The 17,567-nt window shown below is 63.8% G+C and carries 14 protein-coding genes and 2 pseudogenes; 13 read left to right on the top strand and 3 right to left on the bottom strand.

Annotation, left to right across the window (positions count from 1 at the left end):
- Positions 1-25: 25 nt before the first annotated feature.
- From ILT44_RS11130 to ILT44_RS11165, 8 genes are all read left to right on the top strand, one after another.
- Positions 26-2,338 (top strand): FdhF/YdeP family oxidoreductase, encoded by a 2,313-nt coding sequence (locus ILT44_RS11130; protein ID WP_204239643.1) that lies wholly within the window; start codon positions 26-28, stop codon positions 2,336-2,338.
- Complete coding sequence (fdhD, locus tag ILT44_RS11135; protein WP_204239644.1) at positions 2,335-3,150, top strand: formate dehydrogenase accessory sulfurtransferase FdhD; 816 nt, start codon at positions 2,335-2,337, stop codon at positions 3,148-3,150. The genes ILT44_RS11130 and fdhD overlap by 4 nt, the downstream gene beginning before the upstream one ends.
- Positions 3,151-3,263: 113 nt before the next feature.
- A complete protein-coding gene (locus ILT44_RS11140; protein ID WP_204239645.1) occupies positions 3,264-3,914 on the top strand; it encodes a cytochrome c3 family protein in 651 nt (216 codons plus the stop codon).
- A 17-nt stretch (positions 3,915-3,931) separates the two neighbouring features.
- A complete protein-coding gene (locus ILT44_RS11145; protein WP_204239646.1) occupies positions 3,932-6,826 on the top strand; it encodes a TAT-variant-translocated molybdopterin oxidoreductase in 2,895 nt (964 codons plus the stop codon).
- Positions 6,827-6,830: 4 nt separating this feature from the next.
- Positions 6,831-8,144: an NrfD/PsrC family molybdoenzyme membrane anchor subunit gene (gene nrfD / locus ILT44_RS11150; RefSeq protein WP_204239647.1), complete on the top strand. Its 1,314-nt coding sequence runs from the start codon at positions 6,831-6,833 to the stop codon at positions 8,142-8,144.
- Positions 8,141-8,680 (top strand): DUF3341 domain-containing protein, encoded by a 540-nt coding sequence (locus tag ILT44_RS11155; protein ID WP_204239648.1) that lies wholly within the window; start codon positions 8,141-8,143, stop codon positions 8,678-8,680. The genes nrfD and ILT44_RS11155 overlap by 4 nt, the downstream gene beginning before the upstream one ends.
- Positions 8,671-9,168, top strand: coding sequence for a c-type cytochrome (locus ILT44_RS11160; protein ID WP_204239649.1), 498 nt, complete (start codon positions 8,671-8,673; stop codon positions 9,166-9,168). The genes ILT44_RS11155 and ILT44_RS11160 overlap by 10 nt, the downstream gene beginning before the upstream one ends.
- The gene (locus ILT44_RS11165) at positions 9,165-10,115 is read left to right on the top strand and encodes a hypothetical protein (protein WP_204239650.1); all 951 of its coding nucleotides are present in this window, start codon (positions 9,165-9,167) and stop codon (positions 10,113-10,115) included. The genes ILT44_RS11160 and ILT44_RS11165 overlap by 4 nt, the downstream gene beginning before the upstream one ends.
- Here the strand turns inward: ILT44_RS11165 and ILT44_RS11170 are convergent.
- A complete protein-coding gene (locus ILT44_RS11170) occupies positions 10,112-10,654 on the bottom strand; it encodes a c-type cytochrome (protein WP_204239651.1) in 543 nt (180 codons plus the stop codon). The two genes, ILT44_RS11165 and ILT44_RS11170, sit on opposite strands and share 4 nt — an antisense overlap.
- Positions 10,651-11,565: a cytochrome c oxidase assembly protein gene (locus tag ILT44_RS11175; protein ID WP_204239652.1), complete on the bottom strand. Its 915-nt coding sequence runs from the start codon at positions 11,563-11,565 to the stop codon at positions 10,651-10,653. The genes ILT44_RS11170 and ILT44_RS11175 overlap by 4 nt, the downstream gene beginning before the upstream one ends.
- Positions 11,566-11,718: 153 nt before the next feature.
- On the opposite strand from ILT44_RS11175, the gene coxB reads away from it, so the two are divergent.
- The 5 genes and pseudogenes from coxB to ILT44_RS30780 all read left to right on the top strand — a co-directional run.
- Positions 11,719-12,708 carry a cytochrome c oxidase subunit II gene (gene coxB / locus ILT44_RS11180; protein WP_204239653.1) on the top strand — a complete coding sequence of 330 codons (990 nt, stop codon included), beginning with the start codon at positions 11,719-11,721 and terminating at the stop codon, positions 12,706-12,708.
- Positions 12,705-15,272 carry a cbb3-type cytochrome c oxidase subunit I gene (locus ILT44_RS11185; protein WP_204239654.1) on the top strand — a complete coding sequence of 856 codons (2,568 nt, stop codon included), beginning with the start codon at positions 12,705-12,707 and terminating at the stop codon, positions 15,270-15,272. Before coxB ends, ILT44_RS11185 begins: the two co-directional genes overlap by 4 nt.
- Positions 15,272-15,631: a hypothetical protein gene (locus ILT44_RS11190; RefSeq protein ID WP_204239655.1), complete on the top strand. Its 360-nt coding sequence runs from the start codon at positions 15,272-15,274 to the stop codon at positions 15,629-15,631. Before ILT44_RS11185 ends, ILT44_RS11190 begins: the two co-directional genes overlap by 1 nt.
- Before the next feature lie 133 nt (positions 15,632-15,764).
- Positions 15,765-15,887 carry a WGR domain-containing protein gene (locus tag ILT44_RS31700; protein ID WP_204239656.1) on the top strand — a complete coding sequence of 41 codons (123 nt, stop codon included), beginning with the start codon at positions 15,765-15,767 and terminating at the stop codon, positions 15,885-15,887.
- 97 nt (positions 15,888-15,984) lie between these two features.
- A pseudogene (locus tag ILT44_RS30780) lies at positions 15,985-16,284 on the top strand (helix-turn-helix domain-containing protein); the annotation flags it as partial.
- A 52-nt stretch (positions 16,285-16,336) separates the two neighbouring features.
- On the opposite strand, the pseudogene ILT44_RS30785 reads toward ILT44_RS30780, so the two are convergent.
- Positions 16,337-17,567, bottom strand: a pseudogene (locus ILT44_RS30785) (transposase); the annotation flags it as partial.

Raw genomic sequence — 17,567 nt, forward strand, 5'->3', positions numbered from 1 at the left:
CACGGCAAGCGGGAGGCTGCCCCAGATGAGCGATGAGCCGAAGATCAAGCCCTATCCGGGACCTGCAGGCGGTTGGGGCTCCGTCCGTTCCGTCGAAAGTATTTTGGCAAAGGAAGGGCGCCTCGTCAGCGGCAACGCCATTCTTCTCAAGCAGAACAAGCCGGACGGCTATGCCTGCGTGAGCTGCGCGTGGGCGAAACCTGCCGATCCGCATCCGTTCGAATATTGCGAGAACGGAGCCAAGGCAACGGCCTGGGAGCTCACCACGAAGCGCGTAACGCCGGAGTTTTTCGCCAAACATACCCTTGCCGAACTGCGAACGTGGCCGGACCACGACCTTGAGGAAGCCGGCCGCCTGACCCACCCGATGCGCTATGACAGGTCCTCCGACACCTATTCACCCGTCAGCTGGGACGAGGCTTTCCAGGAGATCGGACAGGAACTCAAAGGCTTCGATCCACGCCACGTAGTGCTCTATGCCTCCGGCCGTGCTTCCCTAGAGACGTCATACATGTGGGCGCTCTTCGCCCGGCTGTACGGCACCAACAACCTGCCGGATTCCTCCAACATGTGCCATGAGACCACCTCGGTCGCTTTGCCTGAGAGCATCGGCGTTCCAGTCGGCACGGTGATCCTCGACGATTTCGAGCTGACCGACTGCATTCTGTTCTTCGGGCAGAACGTAGGAACCAACAGCCCGCGAATGCTGCATCCTCTTCAGGAGGCCTCCAAGCGCGGCGTGCCCATCATCACCTTCAATCCGCTGAAAGAACGTGGTCTCGAGCGTTTCACCAATCCGCAGGCGCCGACCGAGATGCTGACCGGGTCGGAGACACGCATCTCTTCACAATATCATCAGGTGAAGATCGGCGGCGACGTCGCAGCGTTCATGGGGATGGCTAAGATCCTGATCGAGGCCGACGACAAGGCGCGCGCCACCGGCGGCAAGCCGGTGCTCGACCATGCCTTCATCGCCGAGCATACCCATGGCTTCGAGGAATTCGCGCAGACAGCCCGGAAGGCTCAGTGGCCCGATCTGGAGCACCGTTCGGGTCTCTCCCGATCAACGCTGGAGGCGGCAGCAACGGCCTACGCCCGAGCGAATGCTGTCATCGGCATCTATGGCATGGGGCTCACCCAGCACAAGGCCGGTGTCGAGAATGTGCAGATGTTCATCAATCTGCTGCTGCTGCGTGGGAACATCGGCAAACCGGGTGCCGGGATCTGCCCGGTGCGCGGCCATTCCAACGTTCAGGGACAGCGCACGGTCGGCATCGCGGAAAAGCCCGAACTCGTGCCCCTCGACAAGCTCAAGGAGCAGTACGGTTTCGAGCCGCCGCGCTGGAAGGGCATGACTACGGTGGAGGTTTGCGAGAGCATCATCAAAGGCGAAGTGAAGGCCTTCGTCGCCCTCGGCGGGAACTTCGTGCGCGCTGCTCCGGAAACGGCAGCTCTAGAGGAAGCTTGGACGCGTCTGCGCCTGTCGGTGCAGATCTCGACCAAGCTCAATCGCAATCACCTCATCCCGGGTGAAGTCACCTACATCCTCCCGTGCCTTGGGCGGATCGAAATCGACGAGCAGGCGACAGGGCCTCAAGCCGTCGCGGTTGAGGATTCCACGGCTTGCATCCATGGCTCCAAGGGGATCGCGAAACCCGCAAGCCCCGACCTTCTGTCCGAGCCACGGATCGTCGCCGAGCTCGCGAAAGCAACCCTTCCTCCCAATCCGAAGGTGCCGTGGGATGATTGGGTCGCCGATTATGCCCGCGTGCGGGACGCCATCGAGGAGACCTATCCTGAGAATTTCCGCGGGTTCAACGAGCGGATGTGGAAGCCCGGCGGCTTCCATCGTCCCATCGCAGCCCGCGAGCGTCGCTGGAAGACCAAGACAGGCAAGGCCAATTTCACCGTACCCCGGAGCCTTGAGACGGACCCTGGCATAGCCGAGAGCGATCGTGACGTCCTCAAGCTCATGACGGTCCGCTCCAACGACCAGTTCAACACGACGGTCTATGGCTATTACGACCGGTTCCGAGGCGTCAGGGGCACCCGCATGGTGCTCTTCATGAACCGCAACGACATCGTCCGGCTGAACCTGGAAGAGGGCGACACCGTCACCCTGACGACGGCTGTCGATGACGGCGTGGTGCGTCAAGTGAGCGGCCTGCGTGTCACGCCTTATGACATTCCGGAAGGTTGCTGCGCGGCCTATTATCCCGAGTGCAATCCCCTGATCCCGGTTTGGCACCACGCCGACAAGAGCAAGGTCCCGGCTGCGAAGTCGATCCCGATACGCATTACGCTTCAGCAGAAGCAGTTGTCGGAGGCGGCAGAATGAATCTTCAACTGCAGCCTGTCGTTCGCCTGCCTCGGACGAGCGTCGCCAAGGGTGCCGTTGCTCCCGGGGAACGCGTCCTGCCGGAGGAAACCCCGGTTGCTCTCACCTATAACGGGTCGACTCATGCCGTGATGATGGCCAGCCCCTCCGACCTCGAGGACTTCGCCCTCGGATTCAGCCTCTCGGAGGGGATCATTGCCGGGCCGGGCGACCTGATCTCGACTGAGATCATCGAGCATGATTTGGGATGCGAGATCAGAATGTGGCTGTCGGATCCAAGCGGTGGGTCTTACCGGACCAGACGCCGCGCCATGGCAGGTCCGGTCGGCTGCGGATTGTGCGGGGTGGAGTCCTTGACCGAAGCACTGCGACCGGCGCCGTTCATATCCGATACTGTCATCATGCCGCCGGGTGCCATCGCCACGGCCATGTCCGACCTGTCGGACGCGCAGCGCCTCAACCGGGAGGCCAGGGCCATCCATGCAGCAGCCCTCTGGCGCCCTGGCCAGGGCCTGGTCGCCATCCGTGAGGATGTTGGACGGCACAATGCGCTCGACAAGCTGGCCGGGACTCTCGCCAGGAATGATGAATCCTGCGCAGGGAGCATGGTGCTGCTGACGAGCCGCGTGTCGGTGGAAATGGTGCAGAAGGCTGCCCGTATGGGTGCTCCGATCATTGCCGCGATTTCCGCTCCGACGGCTCTTGCTGTCAGGGTTGCGGAGGGTTGCGGGATCACCTTGGTGGCAGTGGCGCGTGGGGAATCTTTCGAAGTTTTTACCCATGCCCAGCGTATCCAGCTTCTTGGGTCTTAAGGCCGCAAGCAGCGCTAATTCAGGGAACGATCCGGCACCGAACCGATTGTCCAACAGCGAAGCTTCGCCTCAGGCGCGGAGCCTGACACAATGAAGGGTGCGCGGCACGGGCGATGGCGCAGCTTTTCACACCGGCAGCAACCACCCTGTTCCGGGTGGTCATCGTGCTCACGGGTCTTGGCCTCGTGGCTGCGGGCGCGACGGCTTATGTCTGGGCCCGAGCGGGAAGCACCTGGAACGTCGGCAAACCCGCGCCCCAGCCTGTCCCGTTTCGGCACGATCTCCATTCGGGCCAGCTCGCCGTTGACTGCCGTTACTGCCATTCGACCGTAGAGCGCGCGGCTGATGCGGGCATGCCCTCGGCCCAGACCTGCATGTCCTGCCACTCCCAGGTCTGGGTGGGTGCGAGCGTTCTCGAACCCGTCCGTTCGAGCTTCGCGCTCGGACAGCCGATCCGATGGACCTCCGTTCACCGCCTGCCGGACTATGCCTATTTCCATCACGCGGCCCATGTGACAAAGGGTGTCGCCTGCGAAACCTGTCATGGTCGTGTGGACCAGATGCCGAAGACGGTGAAGGCCCAGACCCTCTCCATGGGCTGGTGTCTGGACTGCCATCGCGATCCGGTGCCGAATCTTCGCCCCCGCGGGGCGGTGTTCACCATGGGATACGAGCCGCACGGCGATGAGCTTCCTGGGGACATCCGCGAGTTCTACCGGGAGGCCTCCCGGCGGCTCACCAGCTGCAACACATGTCATCGGTAGGTTTGATGGGCGAGGGAATGACGATCAATCTCGAAGCCCTTAGAGCCCGCCTCGCGAAGGAAGAAGGGCCGCGTCTCTGGCGCAGCCTGGAGGAACTCGCGGATGTGCCGGAGGTGCGCCGTTATGTGGAGGCCGAGTTCCCCGACATCGTGCAGGCGTCCCACATCGACCGGCGCACCCTGCTCAGACTGATGAGCGCCTCCTTGGCGCTCGGAGGTTTGGCGGCCTGCAACGGCAGCGAGACCGGAAAGCACCCGCCGCTCCTGTCGCAGAGCCATAACATGCCTGGCTATGTGCCGGGTGTACCGGTGACGATTGCCACCTCCCTACCTTTGAACGGCTACGGCCGGGGCGTCCTCGTCAAGGCGCAGGAGGGCCGTCCCGTCAAGATCGAGGGTAATCCGCTTCATCCTGCAAGCCTCGGTGCGACGGATGTGTTCGCGCAGGCCGAGATCCTCTCCCTCTACGATCCTGACCGCTCCAATGCTCCAGTTCAGGGTGGTGCGCCGAGGTCTTGGGAGGAGCTTACGAATTTCATTCGCCCTGTGCGCAACGAGCTTGTGGTCGACGAGGGCAGGGGGCTGCATGTTCTGATGCCGCCGACCTCCTCCCCGACCCTTCACAGACTGGTTGGGCAGGCGCGGCAGCTGTTCCCGCATGCGCAATGGCATGAGTTCTCACCCATCGACGACGGCAATCGTCAGGCTGCCGCCAGGGCGGTATTCGGACGCGATGTGGAGCTGGTCTACGATCTGACCCAGGCCGACGCCATCGTGACCCTGGGAGGCGATCTCTTTGCCGAGGAGGCAGGCCACATCCGCTACGCGGCGGGTTATCAAGCACGGCGTCGGGCGAAGGAGCGAGAGCTCCCCCATCTCTTTGCCGTCGAGACGCGCCCGAGCCTTGTCGGCGCCCGCGCGGACGAGCGGATCCCGCTCCGCCCGCGTGATTTCGAAGCCTTTGCCGAGGCGCTTGCAGCGGCCCTCGATGCAGGAACTGCGCCTTCCGGCTCCCATCCCGCCATTCCCCGTCTGGCTGATGCGCTACGCCGTGCCGGCAGCCGCAGCCTCCTTGTGGCAGGTCGCGAGCAGCCCACCCACGTTCATGCGCTTGCCCTCGCCATCAACGCCCGTCTCGGCGCCTTCGGCAAGACGTTACGCGCTATCGAGCCCCTGCGCATTACCGCCAGCGAGATTCGTACGCTCGCCGACCTCGCAGAAGCCATACAGGCCGGACAGGTCTCGCGCCTCGTCATCCTCGGCGGCAATCCCGTCTACACCGCGCCTGCCGACATCGATCTCGGCGCGCTCGTGCGGCGCGTGCCGCTGTCCCTTCATCTCGGCCAGCACCGGGACGAGACGGCTGCCGTCTGTCAGTGGCACATACCCGAGAGCCATCCGCTCGAAAGCTGGGGCGACCTGAGGGCTTTCGACGGCACAGTGGGTCTGCGTCAGCCGGCGACGACGCGGCTGAAGCCTGGGCTGAGTGCGGAGGAGTTCCTTGGCCTCATGGCGGGACAGAACACGGATGGACGTGGGCTGGTCCAAGCTGCATGGCGCGAGGCCTGGGGCGACGCTTTCGATGAGCGCTGGGCGCGATCCCTGGAAGATGGAGTGATCGAAGGCTCTGCGGCGCCGACCGTCGATGTCGCCATCCAATCAAGCTGGAAACCGGAGCCCGCTGCGCCAGCTTCGTCCGCGGGCATGGATGTCCTGTTCGCGCCCGACCCATCCGTTTGGGATGGCTTCTACGCCAATAACGGCTGGCTGCAGGAACTGCCCAAACCGTTGACAAAGCAGGTTTGGGGCAATGCGGCCCTGGTCGCACCGGAGACGGCGGAAATCTTCGGTCTCTCGTCGGGTGACGCCATCGACCTGTCCATCGACGGACGCGTGGTAAGGGCGCCCGTGTGGGTGCTGCCCGGACATGCGCCCGGCGCGGTGACGCTGACCCTTGGCTACGGCCGCCAATCGGCGGGAAGGATCGGCAACGGTATTGGCTTCGACGCCTATGCAATCCGCCCGTCCGATGCGCGATGGTTCGCAAAAGGGGAGATCCGACGTGCTGGTGAGAAGATCCCCGTCATCTCCACGCAGCAGAATCATTCGCTGCAGGGGGGGGACATCGTGCGTGTCGTTGCGCCTGATGAGGCCTTGGCCCAGCAGGCGGTGCAGCCCTCCATCTACCCTGAGTGGCCCTACAAGGACCATGCTTGGGGCATGGCCATTGATCTCGATGCCTGCATCGGTTGCAATGCCTGTATGATCGCCTGCCAGGCCGAGAACAATATCGCCATCGTCGGTCCCGAGGAGGTGGCGAAGGGACGTGAAATGCACTGGCTTCGTGTGGACCGCTACTATGCCGGCGATCCGGTGTCGCCCGAGACCTATTTCCAGCCGGTCCCCTGCATGCATTGCGAGACGGCTCCCTGCGAGGTCGTCTGCCCTGTCAACGCGACGGTGCATTCCTCAGAGGGGCTCAACGACATGGTCTATAACCGTTGCATCGGCACGCGGACCTGCTCGAACAACTGCCCCTACAAGGTGCGCCGCTTCAACTTCGTCGATTATCAGGGAACCGACTTCTCGGCTCCCTCCGATGCCATGAACCCGCAGGTGACGGTGCGCGACCGCGGCGTAATGGAGAAATGCACCTTCTGCGTCCAGCGGATCGGCGCTGCCCGCGCGAATGCCCGTGTCGAGGATCGGCGCCTGAGCGACGGCGAGGTGATGACTGCCTGCCAGCAGTCCTGTCCGACGCAGGCCATCGTGTTCGGCGACATCAACGATCCTGGGAGTGCCGTGAGCCGCCTCAAACAGAGCCCGCGCAATTACGCATTGTTGGGGGCGCTGAACACGAAGCCGCGCACCACCTACCTCGCGCGCGTCGAAGACCCGAAGGAGAACGGATAGCCGAATGAGCAGCGACGCCCATGCAGCAATGAGCCCGATAGCGGATATTCCACTCTCACACCACTTCGGCTGGGCATGGTGGCTCGCGTTCCTTGCCGCCGGCGGGCTCGTCGCGCTTCTCGCCTATACGTTGATCTCCGTCACGATCATCGGCGTCGGCGTCTGGGGCGTGAACATCCCCTATGTCTGGGGCTTAGATCTCATCAACTATGCGTGGTGGATCGGCATCGCAAACGGTGCAAGCCTTTTTGCCGCCATTCTGGTCCTGCGGCGGCACGATTTGCGCACGGCGGTCAACCGTTTCGCGGAAGGCGTCGCCCTTTTCGCCGTCATCTGCGCCGGCATCTTCCCAATCTTCCATCTCGGACGGCCCTGGCTGTTCTACTGGACGTTTCCCTATCCGGCGACCTTCGAGGTCTGGCCGCAGTTCCGCAGCACGCTGACCTGGGATTTCTGGGCTATCAGCACTCATGTGATCGTCACGAGCCTGCTGTGGTACGTGGGCCTGATCCCCGATCTGGCAACGCTGCGCGACCGGGCCCGACGCCCGATCGTGCAGCGGATCTATGGCGTCCTTGCCCTTGGCTGGCGCGGCTCGGTACGCCACTGGGCTTTCCACCAGCGCGCCTACCGCCTCGTTGCCATCCTCGTGCTGCCCCTGATCCTCATCATGCAGAGCACGGTTGCCTTCGAATTCGCGGTGACCCTGGTGCCCGACTGGCACGAAACGCGCCAGCCGCTCCACTTCGTGGCAACAGGCTTGGCGCAGGGCCTATCCATCGTGCTCCTCGTCGCGGTGCTCTTGCGCTGGGGCCTGCGGCTCGGGCGCTACATCGATGAAGGGGACATCGACCTCTTAGGCAAGCTGGTCCTCGCGAGCGCGCTAGTGTCGGGCTATCTCTATGTCGACGAGATTGTCGCCGCCTTCCTATCGGGAGGCTTGGCTCAGGAGGCGACTTTCGCCCGTATGACGGGCGAATATGCCGGACTCTACTGGACGGCGATCGTCTACAGCGTCCTCTTTCCCCAGCTGCTCTGGTTCAGGAACGCCCGCCTGAGCACCCTGGCTGGGGTTTTCATCGGTGTCTCGATTGGCGTCGGTATCTGGTTCGACCGTTTTTCGATCATCGTCGGCGGGCTTCAGGTCGACCATCTCCCGTCAAGCGGAAGAAGCTATAGTCCGACGCTGCCGGAAACGGGCCTCTTCCTAGGAACGATCGGGCTGTTCGCAGCCCTTCTGCTGCTTTTCGTCCGGTTCCTGCCCGTGGTTTCCATGTTCGAGACGCGCCATGACGAGCATGAGGAGAAGTTCTCTTGACGCAACCCGCTTATGGAATCATGGCGGAGTTCAAGACGCCTGAAGCCCTCACGGAGGCAGTCAGGGCGGCCAAACATGCCGGCTTTACGAGGATCGACGCCTTCAGCCCATTCCCTCTACCGGGGATCGCCAAGGAGCTTGGTATCCGCACGAGCACGGTCCCCTGGATCGCATTTGTGGCTGGGCTCATTGGGGCAGCGATACAATACGGCTCGCAATACTGGATGAACGCGGTCGATTACCCGCTGAACGTCGGCGGGCGCCCTCTCCATAGCTGGCCTGCCTTCATTCCCGCGTCGTTGATCGTCGCCATTCTTTGGGCTGGCGCAGCAACCCTGATCGGACTGCTCCTGATCCTGCGGCTGCCGCGCCTGCACCATCCGGTCTTTGCGGTGCCAGGGTTCGAACGTGCATCGGAGGATCGATTCTTCCTCTGCATCCTGCATGACGATCCGAAGTTCGACAATGCTGCCATCCGTGAGTTTCTGGGGGTGCTCTCGCCTATGGCCGTCTCGGAGGTTCCGGCGTGCGAGTAGCCGCAGCCATCGCGAGCCTTGTCCTGCTGGCCGCCTGCGATATGGGGACGGAGGAGCGCGAAGCCGTCGCCTCGACGCGTACGGTCCAGCGGGGCTATGCGCCTGTGCCTCCCGGTACGATCCCGAGAGGAGCGTCTGCGCAGGCCGCCGCCCTCGCACCTCCGGGGCCGGAGCGTACGCCGGCTCTGCTCGCCCGTGGCGAGGAGCGATTCCGGGCTTTCTGCTCTCCATGCCATGGCCTGAGCGGCCGTGGCGATGGCCCAGTGGTGTCGCGAGGCTTTGCTCCTCCGCCTTCCTATCATGAGGAGCGGCTTCGAGCGCTGGCGCCGGAGCAGATCGTCATGGTGGTCACCCAAGGCAGAGGGCGCATGTTCCCCTATGCCGACCGTGTTCTGCCGGAGGACCGCTGGGCAATCGCGCATTACGTCAAGGAATTGCAGGCGCGCGGCATCGGAGCTGCGTCCGGGCAGAAGAGCACAACTCCATGAGCGCGATCGAGGCTCTTTATATCGTGTTCGTGGGTCTGGCGGGAATTGCCATGGGCAGTCTCGTCGTACTGATGGTCGGACATCTCATGAATGAGCATTGGCTTGCGCCGGTGCGTGCGGAAGCGGAAGCCGCGTCCCTGACACTGCCTCTGCTCCTGCTTCTGGGCCTCGTGCTGGCGTTCGGTCTCGGCGAACTTTTCCCTTGGGCCGGTAACCCGGCCGACCTTCCTTCCGCCCGTGCGACTTATCTGAGCCCCGGCTTCTTCATGATCCGGAGCGCCGCCTATCTCCTGACCTGCACGGGGCTCGCCTATTGGTTGACCCATACCCGCCACATGCGCCGGGTCAGTGCCATAGGCCTCGCATTGCTGACGCCGATCATAACCTTCTCGGCTTATGACTGGGTGCTGTCGCGAGAGCCGCATTGGTGGTCGAGCCTGTTCGGTTTCGCCTTCGGGTTAGGGCAGGTTCTCGCAGCGCTTGCGAGCGCGATTCTGATCACGCTTCTCAAGGCAGAGCCGGCCGCTCCCAAGAGAATGGCAAGCTTAGAGCGCGCGCTGCTGATCCTGCTGCTGCTGACCGCCTGGACTTGGTTCGCGCAATTCATCATCGTGTGGCTCGCGAACCTACCGCAGGAGGTGGCATGGTATCTAAGCCGCTCTGATGATGAAAACCTGATCCTTCTCGGGGGCTCTTATGCGCTAATGCTTGCTGCCATCGTCGTCCTGGTGCCATCGGGCGTGAGCCGCATAGCGATGATCGTGGGCAGCGCGCTGGCGCTTCTGCATCACGCAACGCACATGATCTGGGTTCTTCAGCCGCGGGGAAAGCCTACCTGGCTTGGTCTCGTGCTGATCCTTGCGGTCGCTATGATCTGGATCGTCGTTTATGCAGCCGTGATGCGTGCTCGCCCGACTTATGTCGAAGAGGCCGTGGAGGAGCCTTAGCTTCTCGGCATACTTCCGTCGGGCTTGGGGACGATGCGGTGGGTGCGCACATCGGTTTCCGAGGGACTGGCCGGAGAGTTCGGAATCCCGGCTGACGTCCCTTCCTCGTCACGAAGGGATAGGGGTGGATCAGGGGGGTAAACCCGCATGTCATCCCGTCCCAGGGAATAGAGATAGGCGGCGATATGGCGAGCCTCCGCCACGGTCACGCCCTGAGAGGGCATGCCAGTCGTTGGCTTCAGGGCGACGGGATCCATCAGCCAAGCGATCAGGTTCTGCGGGGTGTTCGGCAGAAAGCCGGCGAGGAGATGCTGCTGGGCGTAGTTTTCCAGGCGCGGTCCCACCTTGCCACGCACTCCCCGAACACCCTCGATCGTATGACAGGTGCCGCAGCCATAGGCCTGGATGAGCGCATGGCCCTGATCCGGCTCGCCGCCAGCGATGGCAAGACGCGAGGACTGCTCTGGGGTCTCGCTGCAGGCGGGAAGTCCGGTGAGGGCAATCAGCATCAGGACTTTGAGGCGAGGGCGCGCGATCATCGGGTTGATTTCAGGAGATTTGCTGAAGTAACCGGCAAACCTCGTGACCGTTCCGCTCCGGGCGGTGTCAGGAGCCGGAGCGCCATGATCAGCCCTGCCGCAAGATAGATCGCGCACATAGGTAAGGACATGATAGCTCCTGCCAGTTGCTGATCTTCCAGAGCTGTCAAACCCCACTCCAATGTGTCGGGAGCATGGTACAGGGCCTCGCGCGCGAAACTGAGGAGGGCGCTCAGGAGGCCGCTCTGAAGCAGCGTGATGAAACATGCGATGAGGGCGGCCGCTGCGGCCTCGCGGCCGGAATGAGCCTTGACGACGGCGCGCCAGAACAGAACCGCGGTGCCGAAGAACAGGACGTGCTCCAGCCAATGCAGCTTATCGGAGGCGACTGCTGCATCGAAGAGCAACGGGCTGTGCCAGATCCACAGGGTCGCCATGTGGATCAGGGCGGCCGGGATGGGCCTTGCACAGGGCGACAAAGCGGACAGAACGGACCTCGTGGGGCCGTGCCGCGCTAAGCCTCGCCGCCAATGCGCCGGCAGCACCCAGAGCCATGCGACCTCCGGCTTGCCGAGAACGAGGAGAGGCGGCGCGGCGGCGATCAGCAGGATATGCTGGACCATGTGAGCCGAGAGCAGGGTCGTTGAAAGCGCCTCGAGCGGCGACAGCAGAGCAATGACGAGAACCATTATTCCGAGGGAGAAACAGACGATCTGCCTTATACCGAAGCCAGGCCGAAGCCGCCCCAGATCCCGGCGCAGATGCAGGACTCCTCGGATGAAGAGCAGGCACGATGCGGTCAAGGGAACCGTGATCAAGGGGTCTGCATGCCACGCGTGCCAGAGATTGCCAGCATCGTGAGGTGCCGTGCCGTGGGCTGCAGCGGGGATGTCGAGCAGGATGGTGGCCATCCCGGCCGCCAAGCCTAGTTCGCTCCTGAGGGACCTGTTCAGGGATACCTTGCGGGAACCAAGTCTCACGGCCAAGCTTTTCCGTTCAATGCACGCAGGAATGACCTAGGGCGGATGGACCACGAAACGACCCTGAAGCACCTCCGAGGGTGGATGGACTCCGTTGCGAGGCGTGCGGCCGGGCTTCTGTGGGCTTTGCCGGTCGCAGGCTGCGGCGGGGTGCAATCCGCCCTCGATCCGGCGGGGGGCGACGCCACCGGCATCTATCGGCTCACCATCGTCATGACGGCGGGGGCAACGCTGATCTTCATCGTCGTCACGGCCCTGCTGCTCTATGCCATCTTCGCTCCGCCGGAGAGGCGGGCCTGGCTCGGGAGCCGCAGGACCATCGTCTATGGCGGGCTCGCCTTTCCGGTCGTCACACTCTCCCTGCTTCTCCCCTATGGCCTCCTCGTCATGCGGGACACCGATGTTCCTAGGCCCGGTGCGCTCCGGATCGAGGTGATCGGCGAGCAATACTGGTGGCGGGTGAGGTACCCGGCCGAAGACGGGCAGGCCGAATTCTCGACCGCGAACGAACTCGTCGTTCCGATCGGGCGGCCGATCACGGTATCGGTCACGGCGGCCGATGTGATTCACAGCTTCTGGATTCCGAACTTCGGCGGCAAGATCGACATGATCCCGGGACGGATCAACCGTTTCAACTTCACGGCGGAGCGGCCCGGCATCTACCGCGGCGTCTGCGCCGAATTCTGCGGCGATCAGCACGCCCGAATGGCTTTCGATGTGGTGGCGCTGGAGCCCGCCGCGTTCGCCTCCTGGCGCAGCACTCAGGCCCAACCTGCCCCGGAACCGGCGATTCCGTTTCTTGCCCGGGGGGGCGAGCTGTTTCGGGCAGGCGGATGCGGCTCATGCCACGTGGTGCGCGGCACCGAGGCCAACGGTCGCTTCGGCCCCGATCTCACCCATGTGGGAAGCCGCCGCACCATCGGAGCGGGCCAGTTCCCTAACAATATCGGCACGCTGGCCGGCTGGGTCGCCAATGTCCAGCATATCAAGCCGGGTGCGAGGATGCCTTCCTACGGCTCGTTCACCGGCGAGGATCTGCGGGCGCTGGCCGGCTATCTGGAGAGCTTGAAATGAACGCACCCGAGCTCCCGAATTCCTTCGAACGCAAGGAGACCGATCTTCCCAACCCGCTGCCGCGCCCGGAGGGCGAGTTCGAAGCGTTGAAGAAGGCCTGGGAGCCCCCGCGGGGCATCAGCTTCATCACGGCCGTCAACAACACCTATGTGGGCCTGTGGTATGTCGGCACGGCGTTTCTGTTCTTCATCCTGGCAGGCATTCTGGCGCTGATCATGCGTGCGCAGCTGGCAGCGCCGGAGAGCGACCTCGTCAGCCACGACCTCTACAACCAGCTCTTCACCATGCACGGCACGGTGATGATGTTCCTCTTTGCGGTTCCGGCCGTGGAGGCAGCGAGCGTCTACCTGCTGCCGAACATGCAGGCCGCGCGCGACCTGCCGTTCCCGCGCCTCTCTGCTTATGCGTTCTGGGCCTATTTCGTCGGCGGCCTCGTCTTCTTCGGCACAATCTTCTTCGGGCTCTCGCCGAACGGCGGCTGGTTCATGTACCCGCCGTTGACCAGCACCAAGTACTCGCCCGCCGAGAACGCCGATTGGTGGCTACTCGGCATCGGCTTCATCGAGATCTCGGCCATCGCGGGCGCCATCGAGATCATTGTGGGCGTCATGAAGACCCGTGCCGTCGGCATGAGCCTCGACAAGCTGCCGGTCTATTCCTGGGCCATGCTCGTCTTCGCCGTCATGATCGTCATCGGCTTTCCGGCGATCATCCTGGGAACCCTGCTGCTCGAGATGGAGCGAGCCTTCGACTGGCCGTTCTTCATTGCCGAGAGGGGCGGAGACCCGCTTTTGTGGCAGCACCTGTTCTGGTTCTTCGGCCACCCGGAGGTCTACATCATCTTCCTGCCGGCGACCGGCATGGTCTCGATGATCGTGCCGACCATGGCGCAGACCCCGCTCGTGGGTTACCGCCTCGTCGTGCTCGCCCTCATTGCTACCGGCTTCCTCTCCTTCGGCCTGTGGGTCCACCACATGTTCGCCACGGGCCTGCCGAAGATGTCGTTAGGGTTCTTCTCGGCCGCCAGCACGGCGGTGGCGGTTCCGAGCGGCATTCAGGTCTTCGCCTGGATCGCCACCATCGCGTCCGGGCGCATGAGGCTGACGACGCCGTCCCTGTTCATCATCGGCTTCCTGTTCGTCTTCACCCTCGGCGGGCTGACCGGCGTCATGGTCGCCATGGCGCCGTTCGACTGGCAGGCGCATGACAGCTACTTCGTCGTGGCTCATCTGCACTACGTGCTCATCGGCGGCATGGTGTTCCCGCTCTTTGCCGCCTTCTATTACTGGGTTCCCGTAGCAAGCAAGCGGCCTCTATCGGAACGCCTCGGGCGCTGGGTGTTCGGCCTCATGTTCATCGGCATGAACGTGACCTTTCTGCCGATGCACATCACTGGCCTGATCGGCATGCCCCGACGCGTCTATACCTATCCGGTGGGAATGGGGTGGGATTCGTTGAACCTCGTCTCCACCATCGGCGCCTTCATGCTGGCAGCGGGCGTGGCACTCTTCCTGGTCGATCTGGCCCGCAACTTCCGGTTCGCGGGCGAGAACAACGCTGGCAATGTCTGGAACGCCAGCACCCTCGAATGGCTGCCGAACGGCAACTACAACACGCGCAGCATCCCGTCCGTCGTCGGCCGGGATCCTCTTTGGGATCAGCCCGGCCTGTCGCAGGATGTGGAGGATGGCCGCTACTATCTGCCAGGAACGGCGACGGGTGTCCGGGAGGCGCTGGTGACGAGCCCTTTCGATGCCCGGCCGCAATACATCCTGCAGGTCCCGGGGCCTGGGTGGCAGCCGGTGCTCGCCGCGGTGTTCACGGCCGCCTTCTTCCTGCTCCTGACGGTGAAATTCATCTTCACCTCCGTCATCTGCGGTGTGCTGGCCGTAGGGTGCGTGATCTGGTGGCTCTGGGAAACAGATCCCGGTCCGACCCGTCCGCCTGCCGATATCGGCGGCGGGATCGTGATCCCGGTCTATGTGACCGGTTCCATGAATCATTCCTGGTGGGCGATGATCGTCCTCATGGTGGTCTCAGGCATGATCTTCACCTGCCTGATCTTCTCCTACCTGTTTCTCTGGCTGGTGAACCCGGGAGTATGGCCGCCACAGGGCGTTCGAATACCCGGCTGGATCTGGCCCGCGCTCTCCGCCATTCTTTACTGCGCCAGCGCAGCCCTCGTCGCCGTCGCCAGCCGGCAGCTGCAGGGCGAGGATCGGCGGAAACCGCGCTCGGTGCCGATCATGATCGGAGTGGCGCTCCTGCTCGTGGGCGGATCATCAGCCATCGATCTGTGGTCTCAGTGGCAGAGCGCCTTGAGCCCATCGGCTCATGCCTACGGAGCGGCGGTCTATGCCATCATGTCCCTGCAGATCTTCTTCGTCCTGACGACGCTCATCATGGGCGCCTACACCATCGCCCGCTGGCTCGCCGGAAAACTCGACAGCATCCGCCGGACGACCTTCGATAACACCATGCTGTTCTGGTACTACACGGTAGGGCAGGGCCTCGTCGGTCTCCTCGTGGTCCATGGTTTCCCGCGGTTCACCGGAGGCGTCTGATGAGCGGAACGCGGACGCTGCACGTGCTGGTGATGCTCGGCGGGATGATCGCCTGGGCGGTTCAGTTCACCATCATCTACGGGGTCACATCGACCCTGTGCGGACGCGGCTGGGCGGATGCGACGCTGTTCGGCATCGGGATCGTGCAGGCCGTCATTGTGGCGACGACCGTTCTGGCGTTCGTGCCCACTGCGTTGGTGTTCATGGGACTGCTTCGCGCCTACAGGTCACTGGAAGGGGAGGACGCCTCTGCCGCGACAGCCTTCATGATGCAGGCCGGGATCCTCATCAACGGCCTTTCGCTCATTGTCATTCTCTGGCAGGGCGCTCCCGCACTCATCCTGCCGGCCTGCGCCTAGTGCAGGATGATGAGCGCTCCCTGATCAAGTACCAACTGGTGCTGCACCGGAGCGACCCAGCACAGAGCATCCGGCGCTTCTACAGCCTCATGATCGAGCGGGATCTGTTCGGGACCATCCGCTTGGTGCGCCATTGGGCCGGATCGGCACCAACGGGCAGGAGAAGGTCGAGATCTTCGACAACGAGATCGCAGCCGGGGAGGCGCTTGAAGTGCTGGCCCAGGAGAAGCGCCGGCGGGGATACCGGGATCTATAGTGCGAAACCTGTCACGTCCCTAAAGCGCTTTTGATCTGAGCTTGAATCTATTCGGGTGGGCTGCGCGTTGACTGAGATATGGCCCGGGAGGCGAGCCATGCCCCAGCCCTATTCCGCTGATCTGCGTGAGCGTGTTCTGGTCGCCTGCGAGCGGGGCGACGGCTCTCAGGTCGAGATCGCCCATCGGTTTCAGGTCTGTCCTGCCACCGTGTCGAACTGGCGCCGCCAAGAGCGCGAGGACGGCCGACGTGCTCCGAAGCCGCACAGCGGCGGCGTGCCCTCGCGCCTGGATGCAGCAGCTCTGGAGGTGCTGCGTCAGCTCGTGGTCGAAGACAATGATGCGCTGTTGCGCGAGTACCGCGAGCGCCTGGCCGAGCGAACGGGCGTGACGGTGTGTCTGGCGGTGATCTGTGAGGCGCTCAAGCGGCTCAAGCTGCGTCCCAAAAAAACTAGGACGGCAAAATTAGCTGGCAGGCCTGGAGTTCGAGAGCTGCCAGGTAAGCGGCAGGATCGTGCCGAAAGCGGGTGCGTAGAGTTCGCGCGCGGCGACCTCGCTCCAGGCGTTGACGCAAGCTCGTCCAGTGCTCCCGGTTCGCGGCGCCCAGATCTCGCGCTGTGGGCGCCTGCACACGGGTCGCGGTGGCAGCAAGCAGCCGGACCGAACCGCGCAGAACCGCACCAGGGGCTGCCGTCTTGCGGCCCGTCGCGCGCCGCTCGTGATAGCGCTGGGAGCCGAACAGCTGTTCGAGATCGTTGTTGGTGCGCGGCAGGTCCGGCACCGCATAGGTGTGGAACAACCCAGGGCGATAGCTGCGCGTGACGTTCTGGAAATGAGCGAAGGCCCCGGCCAGCGTCCCGGCCTTGTCGCGATGCCGCTGCATCGCACCCAGCACCCCGTTCACCCGCCGCCGCACCATCGCGGCGCTCTCCTCGTGCGGGTTGCCGAGCCAATGTGCCACGGCGTGCACGAACCGATAGGCGTACTCCACGTCCGGCCACAACGCGGCCGTACGCTCCAACGCTCGGTCAATCATCTGGTGCAGGCGCGTGAGCGCCGGCGCGAAGCCCCCTTTTGCTGCACCCGGTGCAGACTGCCGGCGACCGTCTCCAGCCGTTGCTTTAATTTGAGACCCGCGGCGGAAAGCGGTGCCCGACCGTCATCGGTGATCGCGCTGCGCACGGCCGCGCAATAGCCCTGCACGATTGCGGCTTCGGGACCATCCTGCTCCTCCACGGCGCGTTCGATCCCGCGGATGCCGCGCACCTGCTTCTTGAGCTCCTTCTTGGCATGCCGGTCGGCCTCGAAGATCGGATGCGCCGCCTCGCGCAGGAAATGGAACTGACACAGCTGATGCGGCACCCCCGGCAGCACCTGGGCGACCGCCTGGCGAATGGACGTCTGGCCGTCGCTGATCACGCCCACGACCGGCACGCCCACCGCGGCCACCGCCTCGCGCAGCAGAACCGCCAGATCCCGGGCCCGGCCGGAAAGCAGGCTGCGGGCCAGCACGATGAAGCCAGACAGGCAGTCGCGGATCACCCACAGCACCTCATGGCCGACATCCGGCTGCACACCATCCAACGCCAGAATGACCCGCCCCTGCTGGGCCAGCAGCTTCTGCAGCGGGCGGCGCTCCATCAGCCTTGTGGCGAGCAGCTCATCATAGCGGTCGAGCAGGT

The organism is Microvirga arvi, assembly GCF_016892765.1.
In the GTDB taxonomy this organism is placed as follows: domain Bacteria; phylum Pseudomonadota; class Alphaproteobacteria; order Rhizobiales; family Beijerinckiaceae; genus Microvirga; species Microvirga arvi.